This window comes from Bacillus sp. FSL K6-0993 (assembly GCF_037977205.1).
In the GTDB taxonomy this organism is placed as follows: Bacteria; Bacillota; Bacilli; order Bacillales; family Bacillaceae; genus Bacillus; species Bacillus subtilis.
Map to the genome: position 1 here is coordinate 3,026,943 of NZ_CP150275.1, position 19,002 is coordinate 3,045,944.

General features: G+C 46.8%; 8 protein-coding genes, 21 tRNA genes, 3 rRNA genes, 1 pseudogene and 1 riboswitch. Of the genes and pseudogenes, 1 reads left to right on the forward strand and 32 read right to left on the reverse strand.

The window, feature by feature from the left end:
- Window positions 1–26 precede the first annotated feature (26 nt).
- From glgP to MHH79_RS15895, 29 genes are all read right to left on the reverse strand, one after another.
- Window positions 27–2,423 carry a glycogen phosphorylase GlgP gene (glgP, locus tag MHH79_RS15755; RefSeq protein ID WP_251218085.1) on the reverse strand — a complete coding sequence of 799 codons (2,397 nt, stop codon included), beginning with the start codon at window positions 2,421–2,423 and terminating at the stop codon, window positions 27–29.
- A complete protein-coding gene (glgA, locus tag MHH79_RS15760; RefSeq protein WP_063335737.1) occupies window positions 2,410–3,864 on the reverse strand; it encodes a glycogen synthase GlgA in 1,455 nt (484 codons plus the stop codon). Before glgA ends, glgP begins: the two co-directional genes overlap by 14 nt.
- Entirely contained in the window at window positions 3,861–4,892 is a 1,032-nt protein-coding gene (gene glgD / locus MHH79_RS15765) for a glucose-1-phosphate adenylyltransferase subunit GlgD (RefSeq protein WP_004398841.1), read from the reverse strand. Before glgD ends, glgA begins: the two co-directional genes overlap by 4 nt.
- A 23-nt stretch (window positions 4,893–4,915) precedes the next feature.
- Window positions 4,916–6,058, reverse strand: a complete 1,143-nt coding sequence (locus tag MHH79_RS15770; protein ID WP_003229018.1) for a glucose-1-phosphate adenylyltransferase — start codon at window positions 6,056–6,058, stop codon at window positions 4,916–4,918.
- Window positions 6,055–7,938: a 1,4-alpha-glucan branching enzyme gene (gene glgB / locus MHH79_RS15775; protein ID WP_100506407.1), complete on the reverse strand. Its 1,884-nt coding sequence runs from the start codon at window positions 7,936–7,938 to the stop codon at window positions 6,055–6,057. Before glgB ends, MHH79_RS15770 begins: the two co-directional genes overlap by 4 nt.
- Before the next feature lie 231 nt (window positions 7,939–8,169).
- Window positions 8,170–8,241 (reverse strand) — tRNA-Glu (locus tag MHH79_RS15780).
- A 25-nt stretch (window positions 8,242–8,266) separates the two neighbouring features.
- Window positions 8,267–8,357 (reverse strand) — tRNA-Ser (locus tag MHH79_RS15785).
- A 3-nt stretch (window positions 8,358–8,360) separates the two neighbouring features.
- Window positions 8,361–8,435: transfer RNA gene (locus MHH79_RS15790), tRNA-Asn, on the reverse strand.
- A gap of 12 nt (window positions 8,436–8,447) precedes the next feature.
- Window positions 8,448–8,524, reverse strand: a tRNA-Ile gene (locus MHH79_RS15795).
- Between the two features lie 15 nt (window positions 8,525–8,539).
- Window positions 8,540–8,613 (reverse strand) — tRNA-Gly (locus MHH79_RS15800).
- A 10-nt stretch (window positions 8,614–8,623) separates the two neighbouring features.
- Window positions 8,624–8,699, reverse strand: a tRNA-His gene (locus tag MHH79_RS15805).
- Between the two features lie 17 nt (window positions 8,700–8,716).
- A tRNA-Phe gene (locus MHH79_RS15810) sits at window positions 8,717–8,792 on the reverse strand.
- A gap of 12 nt (window positions 8,793–8,804) precedes the next feature.
- Window positions 8,805–8,881 (reverse strand) — tRNA-Asp (locus MHH79_RS15815).
- Window positions 8,882–8,892: 11 nt separating this feature from the next.
- Window positions 8,893–8,969: transfer RNA gene (locus MHH79_RS15820), tRNA-Met, on the reverse strand.
- Between the two features lie 17 nt (window positions 8,970–8,986).
- Window positions 8,987–9,079: transfer RNA gene (locus tag MHH79_RS15825), tRNA-Ser, on the reverse strand.
- A gap of 6 nt (window positions 9,080–9,085) precedes the next feature.
- A tRNA-Ile gene (locus MHH79_RS15830) sits at window positions 9,086–9,162 on the reverse strand.
- Between the two features lie 2 nt (window positions 9,163–9,164).
- Window positions 9,165–9,241: transfer RNA gene (locus tag MHH79_RS15835), tRNA-Met, on the reverse strand.
- Window positions 9,242–9,261: 20 nt separating this feature from the next.
- Window positions 9,262–9,334: transfer RNA gene (locus tag MHH79_RS15840), tRNA-Ala, on the reverse strand.
- 5 nt (window positions 9,335–9,339) lie between these two features.
- A tRNA-Pro gene (locus MHH79_RS15845) sits at window positions 9,340–9,416 on the reverse strand.
- A gap of 15 nt (window positions 9,417–9,431) precedes the next feature.
- Window positions 9,432–9,508 (reverse strand) — tRNA-Arg (locus MHH79_RS15850).
- Between the two features lie 9 nt (window positions 9,509–9,517).
- Window positions 9,518–9,603 (reverse strand) — tRNA-Leu (locus MHH79_RS15855).
- Window positions 9,604–9,617: 14 nt separating this feature from the next.
- Window positions 9,618–9,692 (reverse strand) — tRNA-Gly (locus MHH79_RS15860).
- A gap of 5 nt (window positions 9,693–9,697) precedes the next feature.
- Window positions 9,698–9,784, reverse strand: a tRNA-Leu gene (locus tag MHH79_RS15865).
- A 10-nt stretch (window positions 9,785–9,794) separates the two neighbouring features.
- A tRNA-Lys gene (locus MHH79_RS15870) sits at window positions 9,795–9,870 on the reverse strand.
- Window positions 9,871–9,907: 37 nt separating this feature from the next.
- Window positions 9,908–9,983 (reverse strand) — tRNA-Thr (locus MHH79_RS15875).
- 32 nt (window positions 9,984–10,015) lie between these two features.
- Window positions 10,016–10,091: transfer RNA gene (locus tag MHH79_RS15880), tRNA-Val, on the reverse strand.
- Between the two features lie 22 nt (window positions 10,092–10,113).
- A 5S ribosomal RNA gene (gene rrf, locus MHH79_RS15885) occupies window positions 10,114–10,229 on the reverse strand.
- Window positions 10,230–10,364: 135 nt separating this feature from the next.
- Window positions 10,365–13,292, reverse strand: a 23S ribosomal RNA gene (locus MHH79_RS15890).
- Between the two features lie 170 nt (window positions 13,293–13,462).
- Window positions 13,463–15,012, reverse strand: a 16S ribosomal RNA gene (locus MHH79_RS15895).
- The 16S, 23S and 5S rRNA genes sit together here with 21 tRNA genes alongside, the layout of an rRNA operon.
- A gap of 465 nt (window positions 15,013–15,477) precedes the next feature.
- Window positions 15,478–15,579, forward strand: a riboswitch (TPP riboswitch).
- A gap of 98 nt (window positions 15,580–15,677) precedes the next feature.
- On the opposite strand from MHH79_RS15895, the gene thiT reads away from it, so the two are divergent.
- Window positions 15,678–16,256, forward strand: coding sequence for an energy-coupled thiamine transporter ThiT (gene thiT, locus MHH79_RS15900; RefSeq protein ID WP_251217633.1), 579 nt, complete (start codon window positions 15,678–15,680; stop codon window positions 16,254–16,256).
- Between the two features lie 41 nt (window positions 16,257–16,297).
- Here thiT and MHH79_RS15905 read toward each other — a convergent pair.
- The 3 genes and pseudogenes from MHH79_RS15905 to MHH79_RS15915 all read right to left on the reverse strand — a co-directional run bounded on the left by MHH79_RS15905 (window position 16,298) and on the right by MHH79_RS15915 (window position 18,911).
- Window positions 16,298–16,819: pseudogene (locus tag MHH79_RS15905) on the reverse strand (GNAT family N-acetyltransferase).
- Between the two features lie 17 nt (window positions 16,820–16,836).
- Complete coding sequence (floT, locus tag MHH79_RS15910; RefSeq protein ID WP_015384468.1) at window positions 16,837–18,366, reverse strand: flotillin lipid rafts scaffold protein FloT; 1,530 nt, start codon at window positions 18,364–18,366, stop codon at window positions 16,837–16,839.
- Between the two features lie 20 nt (window positions 18,367–18,386).
- On the reverse strand, window positions 18,387–18,911 hold the full coding sequence (locus MHH79_RS15915) for an NfeD family protein (RefSeq protein ID WP_015251368.1): 525 nt from the start codon (window positions 18,909–18,911) through the stop codon (window positions 18,387–18,389).
- Window positions 18,912–19,002: the final 91 nt, after the last annotated feature.

Genomic DNA, 19,002 nt, shown 5'->3' on the forward strand with positions numbered 1-19,002 from the left:
AAAAAGCCGCTTATACAGCGGCTTTTTCACATCATCGGCTTGATGCCCCAAATGTCCTTCGCATATTCCCGGATCGTGCGGTCGCTGGAGAAATATCCAGAATGAGCAATGTTTACAATCGAACGCTCAGACCATTTCCTTCGCTCTCGATAATCAGCTTGAATTCGCTCCTGCGCATCTGCATATGAGCTGAAATCCTTCAGCACAAAATACTCATCATTATGCGGAAGCAGCGAGTCAAAGATCGATTCAAATTCATCTGCTTCTCCTTCAAAAAAACCATTGATCAGCTGATCCGCTACCTGCCTGATTCTCCTGTCATGCTGATAATATTCCCTCGATCTATAGCCGCCGTTTTCCTGATACGATAGAACCTCATCCGCCTTTAAGCCGAACGTGTAAATACAGTCAGGGCCCACCCGCTCAAGGATCTCGATATTTGCGCCGTCATGCGTGCCGATCGTCAAAGCCCCGTTCATCATAAACTTCATATTCCCTGTACCAGACGCTTCCTTGCTTGCGGTTGAAATTTGCTCACTTACGTCTGATGCCGGAAAAATTCGCTCAGCCATAGAAACTCTATAATTTTCTAAAAAAACAACTTTGATCAGCTGTTTGACCGCCGGATCATAATTGACTTTTTCTGCGACAGAATGGATCAGCTTAATGATTTTCTTGGCATAATAATAGCTTGGTGAAGCCTTTGCCCCGAAAATAAAGGTTTGCGGGTAGATTGAAAACCCAGCGTCCTCCTTGAGGCGGTTATACAAATACATAATGTGAAGAACATTCAGCAGCTGCCGTTTATATGCATGAAGCCGTTTCACCTGTACGTCGAATATGCTGTCAGGGTTCACAACCACCCCGGCCGTGCAAAAAATCAAATCGGCAAGCTCTTGTTTTTTCTTGCTTTTGTTGTTTTGAAACTGTTCAATAAATGCAGGATCAGAGGCGTACGGTTCTAAACGGATCAGTGATTCCGGCTGTTTGACCCATTCATCGCCGATCGCCTCTGTAATGATGGCAGACAAGCCTGGATTCGCTTTTAACAGCCAGCGCCTGTGGGCAATTCCATTCGTCTTATTGTTAAAACGATTCGGGAACAGCAAGTGAAAGTCGCGCATCTCCCTTTCCTTTAATATATCGGAATGAATTTTTGCAACGCCATTTACACTGTAGCTGCCTACTATGGCCAGATGAGCCATTTTGACAACACCATGCGCTGTAATCGCCATGTCCTCTATCCTTTTCCAGTCTCCCGGATACTTTTCCCAAACTGCACGGCAAAACCTCTCATTGATCTCTTCAATAATCATGTACATTCGCGGGAGCAGCGGCTTAAACAAATGAATCGGCCATTTCTCGAGCGCTTCTGACAATGTTGTATGATTTGTATAAGAAATCGTATGTACAGTGATATGCCAAGCTTCTTCCCAGCTCATGTTCTCTTCATCGAGCAAAATCCGCATCAGCTCGGGCACCGCAAGCGCAGGGTGAGTGTCATTAATATGAATGCTCACTTTTTTATGCAGGCCGGATAAAGATTTATGTGTTTTACGGTAATTGTTCACAATGCTTTTTAAGCTTGCGCATACTAAAAAATACTGCTGCTTCAACCGTAAAATTTTCCCCTCATCATGGGTGTCGTCGGGATATAAGAATTCAGAAACCGCTTCTGTTTCCCGCTTATAAGACAAAATATTACCGCCGTGATAATGCGCATAGGGCTCGGCGTTCCAAAGCCTTAACGTATTGACAGTGCCCGTTTCATAGCCGATGATCGGGATATCATAAGGAACAGCGGTAACGATTGTGGCTTGTTCGTGGCGAAAATGCAGGCGCCCGCTTTTTTCTGTCATATGGACTTCGCCCCAAAACGGCACGTCCACTGCTTGATCCGCATTCCTTACTTCCCATACGTTCCCGTTTTTCAGCCATTGCTCAGGCAGCTCCACCTGATGCCCGTCTACAATTTTTTGCTCAAACAAACCATGCTTATAGCGTATGCCCATCCCATGCCCAGGCAGGTTCAACGAAGCAAGAGAATCTAAAAAGCAAGCGGCCAAGCGGCCAAGCCCGCCGTTGCCGAGACCTGCATCGTTCTCTATCTGAAGGATTTCCTCTAAATTGATGCCGATTTCCTTTAAACCAGCTTCTACAACATCACGAACACCAAGATTCATTAAGTTTTGCTCAAGGAGCTGACCGAGCAGAAATTCGATTGATAAATAATATGTCTGCTTCCCGGAATTTGATCTGCTTTTTTCATTCGTCTCGATCCAATCAGCGCTGATATACTCTCTGACCATATTGCCCAACGTTTTATATTGATCCAGCTTGGCAGAATCTTTAAAGCTTTTTCCGCACGTCATTTCCAGACGCTTTAAAAATAAGTCTGCAAAGCGTTCTTTACTCGAGAACATCCCGTCCACTCCTTGTCACCTGCTCGAAAATACGCTGATACTCTTTAGCCGACTTCCCCCAGCTGTAATCTGCATTCATTGCGGTCTTCACGATGCTCTTCCATACATCCTGTTGGCGATAAAACGACAGCGCTCGTTCAATCGTAAATTTCAGATCATGCGCATTAAAGGCGGAAAACGTAAAGCCATTGCCCGTTCCCTCTTCCTCCTGATAGGCACGAACAGTGTCGTAAAGACCGCCCGTTTCCCTGACAATCGGAATGGCGCCATATTGAAGAGCAATGAGCTGCCCCAAACCGCACGGCTCAAATTTCGACGGCATTAAAAACATATCAGAGCCCGCATAAATTTGATGAGCTAGCGGCTCATCAAACCCGATATAAGCCCGGCACTTCTCATGAAAAGCAAATTCTGCATACCGGAAATAATCTTCAAATTCACGTTCTCCTGTGCCCAGCACAACCAGCTGTATGTCTTGCTCCTCAAGAAGTTCGTGCATAATTCTGCGGACAAGATCAAGCCCCTTTTGTTTAGTGAGCCTTGTCACCATACTGATCAGCGGAATATCGTTTTTCTCTGGAAGCCCCATCCGCCGCTGAAGCTTCGTTTTGTTTTCCAACTTGCATGCAAGATCCCCTGAATCGTATTGCGCCTCTATATAAGGATCACTTTTCGGCTGATAGAACGTATCATCAATGCCATTTAATATGCCGGTTACATCATTTTCCCTATATTGCAAAACCTGTTCCAACTGCTCACCATAATACGGAGTCAATATTTCATTTCTGTAAGTGGGGCTCACAGTTGTCACATGATCAGCCGCAATGATGCCCGCCTTCATAAAATTAACAAATCCGTTGCATTCTAACCTTTCATAATGAAAATGATCCATCTCAAGACCCAGCAAGTCATGTGTGACATCAGGAGGGAATATGCCTTGAAACTGCAGGTTGTGGATCGTGAACACGCTTTTCATCCGTTCATAAAAAGGATGTTTTCTGTACTCCTCTTTCAGCAAATAATTGACCATCGCTGTATGCCAATCGTGAGTATGAACAATATCGGCTGGAACATTCACAACTTTGGCAGCCTCCAGCACAGCTCTTGAAAAAAAGGCAAACCGCTCACCGTCATCATAATGCCCGTACAACGAATCCCTGTTGAAATAGTACTCATTGTCGATGAAGTAATAATTCACATCATCTTTGGCCATATGTTCAATTCCGCAATATTGCTGACGCCAGCCGACAGCTACCGTACACTCAGCCTTTTTTTTCATACGCTTTTTCCACGGTTCAGGTATTTGGCTGTACTTCGGCAGCATCACAGCTACTTCATTGCCTAATCGTGCAAGTGCCTTTGGCAGAGCACCTGCTACATCGGCAAGACCTCCTGATTTAACAAATGGGGTGCATTCTGACACAGCAAATAATATCTTCAAGAATTCATCAGCTCTCCTTGCACCAAACCTTTTCTTAATACAAGCGGCTGCTCAGCTGTTCCTGCAGCTTCCGTCGCCTTGCCGATTTTAACGTCCTTATCCGAAATGACCTGCTCAAGAAGACAATCCTCGCCAATCTGCGTTTTTTGCATAATAATACAGTTTTTCAGCTTCGTACCCTTTCCGACATGGACCGCCCTAAACAAAATGCAGTTTTCAACCTCTCCTTCAAGCACACAGCCGTTTGCCACCAAAGAGTTTTTGACAGTGCTGTGCTTTCCGTATTTCGTAGGCGGCTCATCCTTCACTTTTGTATAGATCGGCTGCTGCGGCAAAAACACCTGCTGCCAAAAACGAGGCTGAATGAGCTCCATACTGTGGGTATAATATTTTTCCACCGAATCAATGACAGCGGCATAACCTGAATATTCATATGGGCAAATGGTCAGGGCGGAAGATTCCTTTTCAACAGCCTCCTGAATGGTTTTATAGCCTTTTTCGCTATGTCCGTAGATCAGATCCTTTAAAAGCGTTGTTGACATGATATAGATTTGCAGCGACTGGCCGTCCTGAAATACCTCGGTGACGTCGCAGCCAACCTCCTGATGGCGTTTCAGCACATATTGAAATTGAATGTTGCATACGGTATGGCTGTTGGAGATAACAGCATATTGCTGCGTGCTTCTGTGGAAGTAATCTAGATGGTCCGAAAACTGGCGAAAGGACCCGAATTCATCGTATTCGTGATGAAGATGGGGAGACGGGAAAAAAAAGAGGCCGTCCTTTTTCCGGTGCAAATCCCATTCCTTACCCGCTCCAAGGTGATCCATGAGCGAACGGTAACGATACTTCGGAAAAATTGCAACACTCCTAATATCCGCATTCACCATGTTGGAAAGCATAAAATCAATCAGACGGTACCTGCCGGCAAAAGGGATCGCCCCGAGCGACCGCTGTGCTGTTAAATCCTGAAGAGAATGCTTATATGTGGTTTCATCTATAACACCTAACATTTGATTATTGAACACTGACTCTGCCCCCTCTTCAGTAATTAAATCAATTCTTTTTCTACAAATTCCTCTGAAACGAGCAGCACCTCTTCAATGTCTTTTTCGGAGCGAATCACTGCGCCATCCGGCAGCACCATCCCATTAGGAACGATGGCATTTTCAATGACTACATGCTCCCCAATCGTCACATCCGGCATTATGACGGATGATGTAACAGTCGTATGCTTACCGACAGTCACACCTTGAAAAAGAACGGAGTGAGACACATTTCCATATACAACACAACCTTCGTTCACAAGCGAATCTTGAACCTGCGCATCAGATGAAATAAATTGCGGAGGCTGATTTGGATTGACGGAGTAAATTTTCCATTTGCGTTCAAACAGCTTCAGCTCCGAGTCCTCTTTTAACAAATCCATATTGGCTTCCCACAAGCTCTGCACTGTTCCAACATCCTTCCAATATCCCTTGAACGGATAAGCAGAAAGCTTCTTTTTCTCCTCCAAAAGCAGAGGAATAATGTCTTTGCCGAAGTCGTGGCTAGAATAAGGGTTTTGATCGTCCATCTCAAGATACTGTTTCAAAAGCGGCCAATTGAATATATAAATCCCCATTGAGGCAAGATTGCTCTTAGGGAATTTGGGCTTTTCATCAAAATGTGTGATCGTCCCATCTGGATTGGCCTTCATGATGCCGAACCGGCTTGCTTCCTCCCAGCCCACTTCGATGACAGAGATGGTCACATCTGCTTTCTTTTCAATGTGATAATCAAGCATTTTGCCGTAGTCCATTTTGTATATGTGATCTCCTGATAAAATCAGTACATACTCAGGATCATACTGATTCAAATAATTGAGATTTTCATAAATGGCGCTTGCCGTCCCTTTATACCATTTGACTTCTGATGACTCGGCATAAGGGGGTAAAACCGTCACGCCGCCATTATATCTATCCAGGTCCCATGCACTGCCGATCCCAATATAGGAATTCAGCTCAAGCGGCTGATATTGCGTTAAAATCCCGACTGTGTCTATGCCTGAATTAGAACAGTTGCTTAGGGTAAAATCAATAATCCTGTATTTTCCCCCGAAAGATACAGCCGGTTTGGCCATATTTTTTGTTAATCCGCTGAGACGGCTGCCCTTCCCGCCGGCAAGGAGCATGGCTACACATTGTTTTTTCATCTTTTTATCTCTCCTCTTTTTTTAACCGCCCGTAAAATCGAGATGCCGTAAGGGGGGATGGTCATCGTGATATAACACGGTTTATGATGAAGTGCTCCCTTTTTAGCCGATAACGGCTTTTTGTTGATTTGCCCTGAGCCTCCATATGTTTCACTGTCACTGTTAAGCACTTCAATGTATTGAGTAAAAAAAGGAACTCCAACATCATATTGATGATAGACCACGGGTGTAAAATTACAAATGATGACAAGCGCCTCACCGTGCTTTTTGCCATAACGAATAAAAGAAAAGATTGATTGTTCGTCATTATGGACATCAATCCATTCAAACGATTGTGCACGATGGTCATGCTCATAAAGGATTTTGCTTTTTTGGTAAAAGCGGAGAAGATCTTGCGTAAAAACGCTGGCTTTCTGATGCATGGGGAAGGAGTCCAAAAACCAATCAAGCTGTTCTGTATCTTTCCATTCATCAAATTGGGCAAACTCTGATCCCATAAAGATCAATTTCTTTCCGGGATGCACTGTCATATAGCCCAGCAAAAGCCGATACTGGGCAAATTTCTGCCAGTAGTCGCCAGGCATTTTATTAAGAAGTGATTTTTTTCCGTATACGACTTCATCATGAGAAAACGGCAATACAAAATGCTCACTAAACGCATATAGTAATGAAAAAGAGATAAGCTGATGACAATGCCGCCTTTCTTCGGGCGGCGTCTCCATGTATTTCAGTACGTCATTCATCCATCCCATATTCCATTTATAATGAAAACCAAGCCCCCCTTCCTCAACGGCACCTGTCACTTGAGGCCATTCTGTAGAATCTTCCGCAATCATCATCACATGGGGATATGCCTCTCTCATGGTTTGATTGAGTTTTTTTAAAAAATCAACAGCATATGGATTCGTGTGGCGTTCATCCTGATTTGGCCAATACAGGATATTAGCCACTGCATCAACCCTAAATCCATCTATATGATAGAATTCCGCCCAGTACAACGCATTCGAAATTAAAAAACTATGAACTTCCGGTTTTCCGAGGTCAAAGTTTGCCGTGCCCCATAACCAGTTCTCCCGATCATGTTCTTCTTTGTATTCATAAAGCGGTTCTCCATCAAACATATAAAGGCCATGTACATCTTTACAAAAATGTCCGGGGACCCAATCCAAAATGACTCCGATATTTTGTTGATGACATTCATCAACAAACTTCATCAGATCATGCGGCGTGCCAAACCTGCTTGTCGGGCTGTAATACCCCGTTCCTTGGTACCCCCATGAACGATCATATGGATGCTCATACACCGGTAGCAGTTCAATATGGGTAAACCCATGCTCCTTGATATAAGGGATAAGCGTCTGACTTAATTCTTTATAGGAATAATGCCTGCCATCAGAATGCTTCTTCCAAGATCCAAGATGCAGTTCATAAATGAAAACAGGTTTTTCATACAGCGTCTTAGCCTTCTGTTTCTTTTGCCATTTTTGATCTTGCCAGCTGTACCCTTCCAAATCGTAAGTAAGTGACGCTGTGTTTGGTCTGACTTCTGAATAAATAGCGTATGGATCTGCCTTCAGCCTGATCTCACCGTTATTCGTCACGATTTCATATTTATATCGTTCCTTTTCTCCTATACCTGGAATAAATAACGTCCAAATGCCATTATCATTCACTCTGTGCATCACATGCTCTTCTCCAGACCAGCTGTTAAAATCTCCAGCCACTCGTACTTCCGACGCATGAGGCGCCCACACACAGAATTCATATCCGCTTTTGCCATTCAGCTCGCGGTAATGCGAGCCAAACAGCTGATAGCTTTTAAACAGACTGCCTTCGTGAAAAAGATAAACATCATGTGCTGTCGGGCTGGCAGCGGCCATGTAATCATCCTTTCTGACATCATAGTTTTCATTTATAGTATTTATTCGAAGAAATAAAAAAAAGCCCTTTCCTGAAAGCGCTTATACTTATAGACAATTAACTTCATTTTCTGAAGAAAAACGAAATATATGGAGATTTTTGTAGTCTGTTTTTAAAATAAAGAACAAAATCTAAGACATATCATGATTTATAAAACAAAAAAACCTTGCAGGATATGCAAGGCTTCTGGATGACCCGTACGGGATTCGAACCCGTGTTACCGCCGTGAAAGGGCGGTGTCTTAACCGCTTGACCAACGGGCCGATAATTATTATATCTGTAATCATATGGCGGAGAAGGAGGGATTTGAACCCTCGCGCCGCTTACACGACCTACACCCTTAGCAGGGGCGCCTCTTCAGCCACTTGAGTACTTCTCCATTTGGCTCCACAGGCAGGATTCGAACCTGCGACCGATCGGTTAACAGCCGATAGCTCTACCACTGAGCTACTGTGGAATACAAAAGTCATGGTGGGCCTGAATGGACTCGAACCATCGACCTCACGCTTATCAGGCGTGCGCTCTAACCAGCTGAGCTACAGGCCCATGACGATATAGAAATGGAGCGGGTGATGGGAATCGAACCCACGACATCAGCTTGGAAGGCTGAGGTTTTACCACTAAACTACACCCGCAATTTTTATTTGGGGCGATTGATGGGAATCGAACCCACGAATGCCAGAGCCACAATCTGGTGCGTTAACCACTTCGCCACAACCGCCAAAATATAATGATAAATGGTGGCTCGGGACGGAATCGAACCGCCGACACACGGATTTTCAGTCCGTTGCTCTACCAACTGAGCTACCGAGCCTAAGTATTTAAATGGCGGTCCGGACGGGACTCGAACCCGCGACCTCCTGCGTGACAGGCAGGCATTCTAACCAACTGAACTACCGGACCATTTTAAAATTTGGTTGCGGGGGCAGGATTTGAACCTGCGACCTTCGGGTTATGAGCCCGACGAGCTACCGAACTGCTCCACCCCGCGATGATTAGGAATATGTATGGCGGAGGAAGAGGGATTCGAACCCCCGCGGGCTTTGACACCCCTGTCGGTTTTCAAGACCGATCCCTTCAGCCAGACTTGGGTATTCCTCCGTATAGTGGTGGACCTTGTAGGACTCGAACCTACGACCGGACGGTTATGAGCCGTCTGCTCTAACCAACTGAGCTAAAGGTCCATTGGTAGCGGCGGAGGGGATCGAACCCCCGACCTCACGGGTATGAACCGTACGCTCTAGCCAGCTGAGCTACACCGCCAAATATTTTTTGAAATCAAGTGGAGCCTAGCGGGATCGAACCGCTGACCTCCTGCGTGCAAAGCAGGCGCTCTCCCAGCTGAGCTAAGGCCCCAAGAATGGTCGGGAAGACAGGATTCGAACCTGCGACCCCATGGTCCCAAACCATGTGCTCTACCAAGCTGAGCTACTTCCCGATTTCATATAGATCATGGCGCGCCCGAGAGGAGTCGAACCCCTAACCTTTTGATCCGTAGTCAAACGCTCTATCCAATTGAGCTACGGGCGCAAAACTTAATGCCGAGGGCCGGACTTGAACCGGCACGGTAGTCACCTACCGCAGGATTTTAAGTCCTGTGTGTCTGCCAATTCCACCACCCCGGCGTGGATGGTATAGTTGGAGCGGAAGACGGGATTCGAACCCGCGACCCCCACCTTGGCAAGGTGGTGTTCTACCACTGAACTACTTCCGCAGAAATGGTGCGGATGAAGGGACTTGAACCCCCACGTCTGTAAAGACACTAGAGCCTGATTCTAGCGCGTCTGCCAATTCCGCCACATCCGCAACATGTAAATGGTGAGCCATGAAGGACTCGAACCTTCGACCCTCTGATTAAAAGTCAGATGCTCTACCAACTGAGCTAATGGCTCTTCTTACAAGAGACTTGAATATTATATCATATAAAAGTGGTGCCGGCAAGAGGACTTGAACCCCCAACCTACTGATTACAAGTCAGTTGCTCTACCAATTGAGCTACACCGGCATATATGTATAACCGATATGTATAATGAAAAATGGTGGAGGATGACGGGCTCGAACCGCCGACCCTCTGCTTGTAAGGCAGATGCTCTCCCAGCTGAGCTAATCCTCCATACTTGCACTAACGTGCAATTGCTTGGCGGCGTCCTACTCTCACAGGGGGAAACCCCCGACTACCATCGGCGCTGAAGAGCTTAACTTCCGTGTTCGGTATGGGAACGGGTGTGACCTCTTCGCTATCGCCACCAAACAAATGCCTTCAGGATGAAGGTACTGGGCGTTTCTCACAGGATGTGAGAGCCCTTAGCGGAGTTTCCTTACCTTTTCCGCCTTTAGAGAGGTGTTCTCTCAAAACTAGATAACAGGTGTGACATCATTCAAAAATATGGTTAAGTCCTCGATCGATTAGTATCTGTCAGCTCCATGTGTCGCCACACTTCCACCTCAGACCTATCAACCTGATCATCTTTCAGGGATCTTACTTCCTTGCGGAATGGGAAATCTCATCTTGAGGGGGGCTTCATGCTTAGATGCTTTCAGCACTTATCCCGTCCGCACATAGCTACCCAGCGATGCCCTTGGCAGAACAACTGGTACACCAGCGGTGCGTCCATCCCGGTCCTCTCGTACTAAGGACAGCTCCTCTCAAATTTCCTGCGCCCGCGACGGATAGGGACCGAACTGTCTCACGACGTTCTGAACCCAGCTCGCGTACCGCTTTAATGGGCGAACAGCCCAACCCTTGGGACCGACTACAGCCCCAGGATGCGATGAGCCGACATCGAGGTGCCAAACCTCCCCGTCGATGTGGACTCTTGGGGGAGATAAGCCTGTTATCCCCGGGGTAGCTTTTATCCGTTGAGCGATGGCCCTTCCATGCGGAACCACCGGATCACTAAGCCCGACTTTCGTCCCTGCTCGACTTGTAGGTCTCGCAGTCAAGCTCCCTTGTGCCTTTACACTCTGCGAATGATTTCCAACCATTCTGAGGGAACCTTTGGGCGCCTCCGTTACCTTTTAGGAGGCGACCGCCCCAGTCAAACTGCCCACCTGACACTGTCTCCCCGCCCGATAAGGGCGGCGGGTTAGAAGGTCAATACAGCCAGGGTAGTATCCCACCGATGCCTCCACCGAAGCTGGCGCTCCGGTTTCCAAGGCTCCTACCTATCCTGTACAAGCTGTACCAACATTCAATATCAGGCTGCAGTAAAGCTCCACGGGGTCTTTCCGTCCTGTCGCGGGTAACCTGCATCTTCACAGGTACTATAATTTCACCGAGTCTCTCGTTGAGACAGTGCCCAGATCGTTGCGCCTTTCGTGCGGGTCGGAACTTACCCGACAAGGAATTTCGCTACCTTAGGACCGTTATAGTTACGGCCGCCGTTTACTGGGGCTTCAATTCGCACCTTCGCTTACGCTAAGCGCTCCTCTTAACCTTCCAGCACCGGGCAGGCGTCAGCCCCTATACTTCGCCTTACGGCTTCGCAGAGACCTGTGTTTTTGCTAAACAGTCGCCTGGGCCTATTCACTGCGGCTCTCTCGGGCTTGCACCCTAACAGAGCACCCCTTCTCCCGAAGTTACGGGGTCATTTTGCCGAGTTCCTTAACGAGAGTTCTCTCGATCACCTTAGGATTCTCTCCTCGCCTACCTGTGTCGGTTTGCGGTACGGGCACCTCTCACCTCGCTAGAGGCTTTTCTTGGCAGTGTGGAATCAGGAACTTCGCTACTATATTTCGCTCGCCATCACAGCTCAGCCTTATGGGAAACGGATTTGCCTATTTCCCAGCCTAACTGCTTGGACGCGGATATCCAATACCGCGCTTACCCTATCCTCCTGCGTCCCCCCATTGCTCAAATGGTGAGGAGGTGGTACAGGAATATCAACCTGTTGTCCATCGCCTACGCCTTTCGGCCTCGGCTTAGGTCCCGACTAACCCTGAGCGGACGAGCCTTCCTCAGGAAACCTTAGGCATTCGGTGGAGGGGATTCTCACCCCTCTTTCGCTACTCATACCGGCATTCTCACTTCTAAGCGCTCCACCAGTCCTTCCGGTCTGGCTTCACAGCCCTTAGAACGCTCTCCTACCACTGTTCGAAGAACAGTCCGCAGCTTCGGTGATACGTTTAGCCCCGGTACATTTTCGGCGCAGAGTCACTCGACCAGTGAGCTATTACGCACTCTTTAAATGGTGGCTGCTTCTAAGCCAACATCCTGGTTGTCTAAGCAACTCCACATCCTTTTCCACTTAACGTATACTTTGGGACCTTAGCTGGCGGTCTGGGCTGTTTCCCTTTCGACTACGGATCTTATCACTCGCAGTCTGACTCCCAAGGATAAGTCATTGGCATTCGGAGTTTGACTGAATTCGGTAACCCGGTAGGGGCCCCTAGTCCAATCAGTGCTCTACCTCCAAGACTCTTACCTTGAGGCTAGCCCTAAAGCTATTTCGGAGAGAACCAGCTATCTCCAGGTTCGATTGGCATTTCACCCCTACCCACACCTCATCCCCGCACTTTTCAACGTGCGTGGGTTCGGGCCTCCATTCAGTGTTACCTGAACTTCACCCTGGACATGGGTAGATCACCTGGTTTCGGGTCTACGACCACGTACTCATGCGCCCTATTCAGACTCGCTTTCGCTGCGGCTCCGCATCTTCTGCTTAACCTTGCACGGGATCGTAACTCGCCGGTTCATTCTACAAAAGGCACGCCATCACCCGTTAACGGGCTCTGACTACTTGTAGGCACACGGTTTCAGGATCTCTTTCACTCCCCTTCCGGGGTGCTTTTCACCTTTCCCTCACGGTACTGGTTCACTATCGGTCACTAGGGAGTATTTAGCCTTGGGAGATGGTCCTCCCGGATTCCGACGGAATTTCACGTGTTCCGCCGTACTCAGGATCCACTCAGGAGAGAACGAAGTTTTGACTACAGGGCTGTTACCTCCTATGGCGGGCCTTTCCAGACCTCTTCATCTACCTCGTTCTTTTGTAACTCCGTACAGAGTGTCCTACAACCCCAAGAGGCAAGCCTCTTGGTTTGGGCTGATCCCGTTTCGCTCGCCGCTACTCAGGGAATCGCATTTGCTTTCTCTTCCTCCGGGTACTTAGATGTTTCAGTTCCCCGGGTCTGCCTTCTCATATCCTATGAATTCAGATATGGATACCACTCCATTACGAGTGGTGGGTTTCCCCATTCGGAAATCTCCGGATCAAAGCTTGCTTACAGCTCCCCGAAGCATATCGGTGTTCGTCCCGTCCTTCATCGGCTCCTAGTGCCAAGGCATCCACCGTGCGCCCTTTCTAACTTAACCGTTAAAAAGAATCACTATGTGATATCTTGTGTTACTAATTGAATGTGATGTCTACTGTTATCTAGTTTTCAAAGAACACGTTTCGAAGGAATGATCCTTCAAAACTAAACAAGACAGGGAACGTTCTGTTTATAAGACCCAAGGTCTTATATTCCGTATAATATCCTTAGAAAGGAGGTGATCCAGCCGCACCTTCCGATACGGCTACCTTGTTACGACTTCACCCCAATCATCTGTCCCACCTTCGGCGGCTGGCTCCTAAAAGGTTACCTCACCGACTTCGGGTGTTACAAACTCTCGTGGTGTGACGGGCGGTGTGTACAAGGCCCGGGAACGTATTCACCGCGGCATGCTGATCCGCGATTACTAGCGATTCCAGCTTCACGCAGTCGAGTTGCAGACTGCGATCCGAACTGAGAACAGATTTGTGGGATTGGCTTAACCTCGCGGTTTCGCTGCCCTTTGTTCTGTCCATTGTAGCACGTGTGTAGCCCAGGTCATAAGGGGCATGATGATTTGACGTCATCCCCACCTTCCTCCGGTTTGTCACCGGCAGTCACCTTAGAGTGCCCAACTGAATGCTGGCAACTAAGATCAAGGGTTGCGCTCGTTGCGGGACTTAACCCAACATCTCACGACACGAGCTGACGACAACCATGCACCACCTGTCACTCTGCCCCCGAAGGGGACGTCCTATCTCTAGGATTGTCAGAGGATGTCAAGACCTGGTAAGGTTCTTCGCGTTGCTTCGAATTAAACCACATGCTCCACCGCTTGTGCGGGCCCCCGTCAATTCCTTTGAGTTTCAGTCTTGCGACCGTACTCCCCAGGCGGAGTGCTTAATGCGTTAGCTGCAGCACTAAGGGGCGGAAACCCCCTAACACTTAGCACTCATCGTTTACGGCGTGGACTACCAGGGTATCTAATCCTGTTCGCTCCCCACGCTTTCGCTCCTCAGCGTCAGTTACAGACCAGAGAGTCGCCTTCGCCACTGGTGTTCCTCCACATCTCTACGCATTTCACCGCTACACGTGGAATTCCACTCTCCTCTTCTGCACTCAAGTTCCCCAGTTTCCAATGACCCTCCCCGGTTGAGCCGGGGGCTTTCACATCAGACTTAAGAAACCGCCTGCGAGCCCTTTACGCCCAATAATTCCGGACAACGCTTGCCACCTACGTATTACCGCGGCTGCTGGCACGTAGTTAGCCGTGGCTTTCTGGTTAGGTACCGTCAAGGTACCGCCCTATTCGAACGGTACTTGTTCTTCCCTAACAACAGAGCTTTACGATCCGAAAACCTTCATCACTCACGCGGCGTTGCTCCGTCAGACTTTCGTCCATTGCGGAAGATTCCCTACTGCTGCCTCCCGTAGGAGTCTGGGCCGTGTCTCAGTCCCAGTGTGGCCGATCACCCTCTCAGGTCGGCTACGCATCGTTGCCTTGGTGAGCCATTACCTCACCAACTAGCTAATGCGCCGCGGGTCCATCTGTAAGTGGTAGCCGAAGCCACCTTTTATGTTTGAACCATGCGGTTCAAACAACCATCCGGTATTAGCCCCGGTTTCCCGGAGTTATCCCAGTCTTACAGGCAGGTTACCCACGTGTTACTCACCCGTCCGCCGCTAACATCAGGGAGCAAGCTCCCATCTGTCCGCTCGACTTGCATGTATTAGGCACGCCGCCAGCGTTCGTCCTGAGCCAGGATCAAACTCTCCGATAAATGGATCACAGGTTAAGTTCACCGCATCCTGCGGCGACACCTGTGTGACCTGCGTCGTGCAGGCCCTAGTTTGACTGACTACGCACATCGCTGTGCGATTTATAAAAATGAATTAACAGGTACGTTTTGTCTTGTTTAGTTTTCAAAGATCATCTTGTTACTTCTCAATGAAGCAGCTTTACTAATATAACATTCAGCTTCTTTTTTGTCAATAACTTTTTTCAAGTTGTTTTGAAGCATCTAGTTTGTGTCCGCTGTGCATCAGCGACGTTTAATAATATAACACCTGTATTTATTTATTGCAATAGTTTTTTTAAAAAAATCTATAAAACAAATAAACTATAATCCTCGCCATGATTTCTAAAGCGTGTGTATCATATAACTTTCTTAAAAGAACATATACATCAGTCATGTGATCTTGTTGTTTTTTTTGTTTTCTTGTATAGTAGAAACGAACTAAATACTGATGACCACAAGGGGAGCATTAAAGCTGAGAGTGAGCGGTTTCGTTCTGACCCTTTGAACCTGTTAGTTAACGCTGGCGTAGGGATGTGGCAAAGTCAAATGAATTGCGATCGTAAAGCAGTGCGTGGAACTTTTCTCATCCTTCCGCGTGCTGCTTTTTTGTTGTCCTTTTGGTTGTCTGTCAATGGAAGGAGATAGATATGAATCAATCTAAGCAACTGGTTCGCCTTATTGAAATTGCCATTATGACAGCGGCAGCCGTTATTTTAGACATTGTCTCAGGAATGTTTCTTAGCATGCCTCAAGGAGGCTCGGTCTCCATCATGATGATTCCGATCTTTTTAATTTCGTTTCGCTGGGGTGTCAAAGCAGGTCTTACTACAGGTTTGTTGGCAGGTCTAGTACAAATAGCAATCGGAAACTTGTTTGCTCAACATCCTGTACAGCTATTGTTAGATTACATTGTCGCTTTCGCAGTAATCGGCATAAGCGGCTGTTTCGCTTCTTCTGTCCGTAAAGCCGCTGTATCAAAAACAAAAGGGAAATTGATTGTTTCAGTGGTCAGCGCAGTTTTCGTCGGCAGTTTGCTGCGCTATGCCGCGCATGTCATTTCAGGAGCTGTGTTTTTCGGCAGCTTTGCTCCAAAAGGAACGCCGGTATGGATTTATTCTTTAACTTATAATGCGACTTACATGGTTCCTTCATTCATTATTTGTGCAATTGTCCTATGTTTATTATTTATGACAGCACCCCGTTTGCTTAAAAGTGACAAAGCGTAAAAGTGACAATCCCCCAGCGAATTCCGCTGGGGGATTGTTTGTTATCTGTTAAGAAGTGTTTTTAAAGCAGATAGATCCGGCCAGCCAAGACCTACTTCTTTCAGCCTTACTCCGGCAATTTCAAAATTGTCCTCCGCTACTCTTTCAGGTGAATAGGCCTGATAAAATATAATCGAGGGATTCTGCTCAATAACCCAAACAAACATACTTGAAAAGCCATGTTGAAGCAAAAACTCCGCTCCTTTTGCTAAGAGCGCCCTGCCTGCACCTTGCCGCTAGCGCTCTTCCACAAGATAAATAGCGTATAACTCGCCGTCATAGCCTTCTTGTTCAGATCGAATAGGTCCAAATGAAGCAAAGCCGAATACTGAACCCATTTCGTCCTGAGCAACAAATACTCCCTTTAACGAGCGACTTTTCCATTTGTCTTCAAATTCCTTATAGTTCAGGCTGTTTAAATAATCAATCGGGATAATTTCGTGGTATGTTGTCCTCCAGCTGTCTACATGCACTTTTGCAATGTCCTTTATATCCTCTAACTTCGCTTCACGTACAGTTACCATACGGTTCTGCCCTTTCCTTACTCTGATTTTTGGATCGTTTTGGCTTCTTTGATTTCATTTGTTAATTCATTAATGCTTTGTTTTACGTTTCCTTTTCCTGAAAAGTTCTCAAGCATTTCTTTTACATCAATTCCTGAGGATGCTTTTAAACTTTCTTGCAGACTTGACATTAAGTTCGTCGCATAGCTGGTTACTTTGTTTGCTCCGCTTGATTCACCGCTTCCTCCTGTATCGACAACGGTGATTTTATCAATATTTGAAAGAGGTGCCGCTGCTTGTTTCGCGTATTCCGGAAGCATTTTGACAATCATATCGAAAATCGCCGCCTGCCCGTACTGTTCAAAGGCAGCCGCAATTTTCTCTTTTGCTTCCGCTTCTGCAAGACCTTTCAGGCGGATAACCTCTGCCTCTGTCTCTCCTTTCGCTTTTTCCGCTTCTGCTTTTGCTAGCCCGTCAATTCTTACTTTTTCCGCCTCAGCCTTTGCCATTGCTTCAATACTGTACTTCTTGGCATCGGCTTCCGCGAGCTGTTTGGCTTTCTCTGCTGCTGCGGACTGCTCAACAGAATAACGGTCTGCATCGGCTTTTTTCTTTACCTCTGAGTCGTATTGACGTTCACGGCGAAGAATTTCTTTTTCTTCTAGTTCTATTTGTTTTTGGCGTTCGATAATTTTAACCTGCATTTCCTGCTCTGTGACTTGCTGGCGCGCTCTGGCAGTCTCTAAATCATATGCTTGGTCGGCATTCGCTTTTGCCGTATCTTGTTCTCTGCGGAATTCAGCCATTTTGAGCTGATTGAGTTTTTCAGCTTCAGCGATTTCCGTCGCCCGTTCAAGTTCTGATTTTTTTGCGTCTTTATCGGCTTCTGCCCGCTTAATTCGTGTTTCTTTATCAGCCTCTGCTGTTGCGATATCAGCATCGCGTTTTACTTGGGCAATTCTCGGTTTCCCTAATGATTCAAGATAACCGTTTTTATCACGAACATCTTTAATGGTAAACGAGACGATTACAAGCCCCATTTTCGCGAGATCCTGTGAAGCGACACGCTGCACCTCTTGAGAGAATTTTTCTCTGTTTTTATAGATTTCTTCTACTGTCATTGAGCCGAGAATGGAACGAAGGTGGCCTTCTAAAACCTCCCGCGCTTCCTGCTCACGGTCGTCTTTTGATTTCCCTAAAAATTGTTCGGCCGCTGTAGCGATTTCTCCTATAGAACCGCCGATTTTAATAATCGCAGTTCCATCGGCCATTACTGGCACTCCTTGTTCTGTATAGACTTCAGGTGTCGAAACATCGAGTTTGCTTGATAATAAGCTTAGCGGCTCTGCCTGCTGGAAGACGGGAAGGACAAAGGTTCCTCCGCCGCGGACGATTTTAATACGGTTGCCGCCTTCATCGACATGAACATTTTTATTCCCCAGATAGCTCCCTGTTACAATTAACGCTTCATCAGGCCCTGCTGTACGATACTTCGTAATAAACACAGCTATTAGTGCAATTAATAAAAAGAATACAACTCCGATGATCATTATAATCGGCATTGTCATATCAAATTCCTCCTTTTATGTTAAATGGGTTCATGCGGAGTAACCGAAAGAACTCCGTTGTTAATATCTACGACTAACACCGTTGTCCCGTAACTGATCTGCTGATTATCAAAACTGACCGCTGACTTTGAAATGGTGCCTCCTATCCCTTCTATGACCACTTCACCAAACCCGTCAACCGGAACAGCTGTAATCACTTTACCGAGTCTTCCTCTGAGATCATCTTCTCTATATGCCAATGATTCTTCTGCAGATGATAATGGTACCAGTACAAAGATGTGAAGCAATACCACCAGCATGATTGAAAGGATGCAAGATAAAAGCGCAATCAGCAAGCTTGACAGAGGCAATACGAGTTCACCTATATATCCGCCCGCTGAAAAACATGTGAAAAATGAGAGCACTAATGTCGGATTAAGAAACGGAATGCCTTCCGGCAGCCCTGCAAATACATCTCCGAAAAACAGAAATAACAGCGTAAGGCTGCCCGCAATAATAAGCGTATAAAGATAAATTGTTTGTATAGGTACTCCAAATAACTCCAATTTCCTCATCCTTTCTTCATCAATGCATTGATGAACGGCTGCCGTTACCATTTATACGAGACACCACGGGAAAAGTTTCAAAATTTTAAGA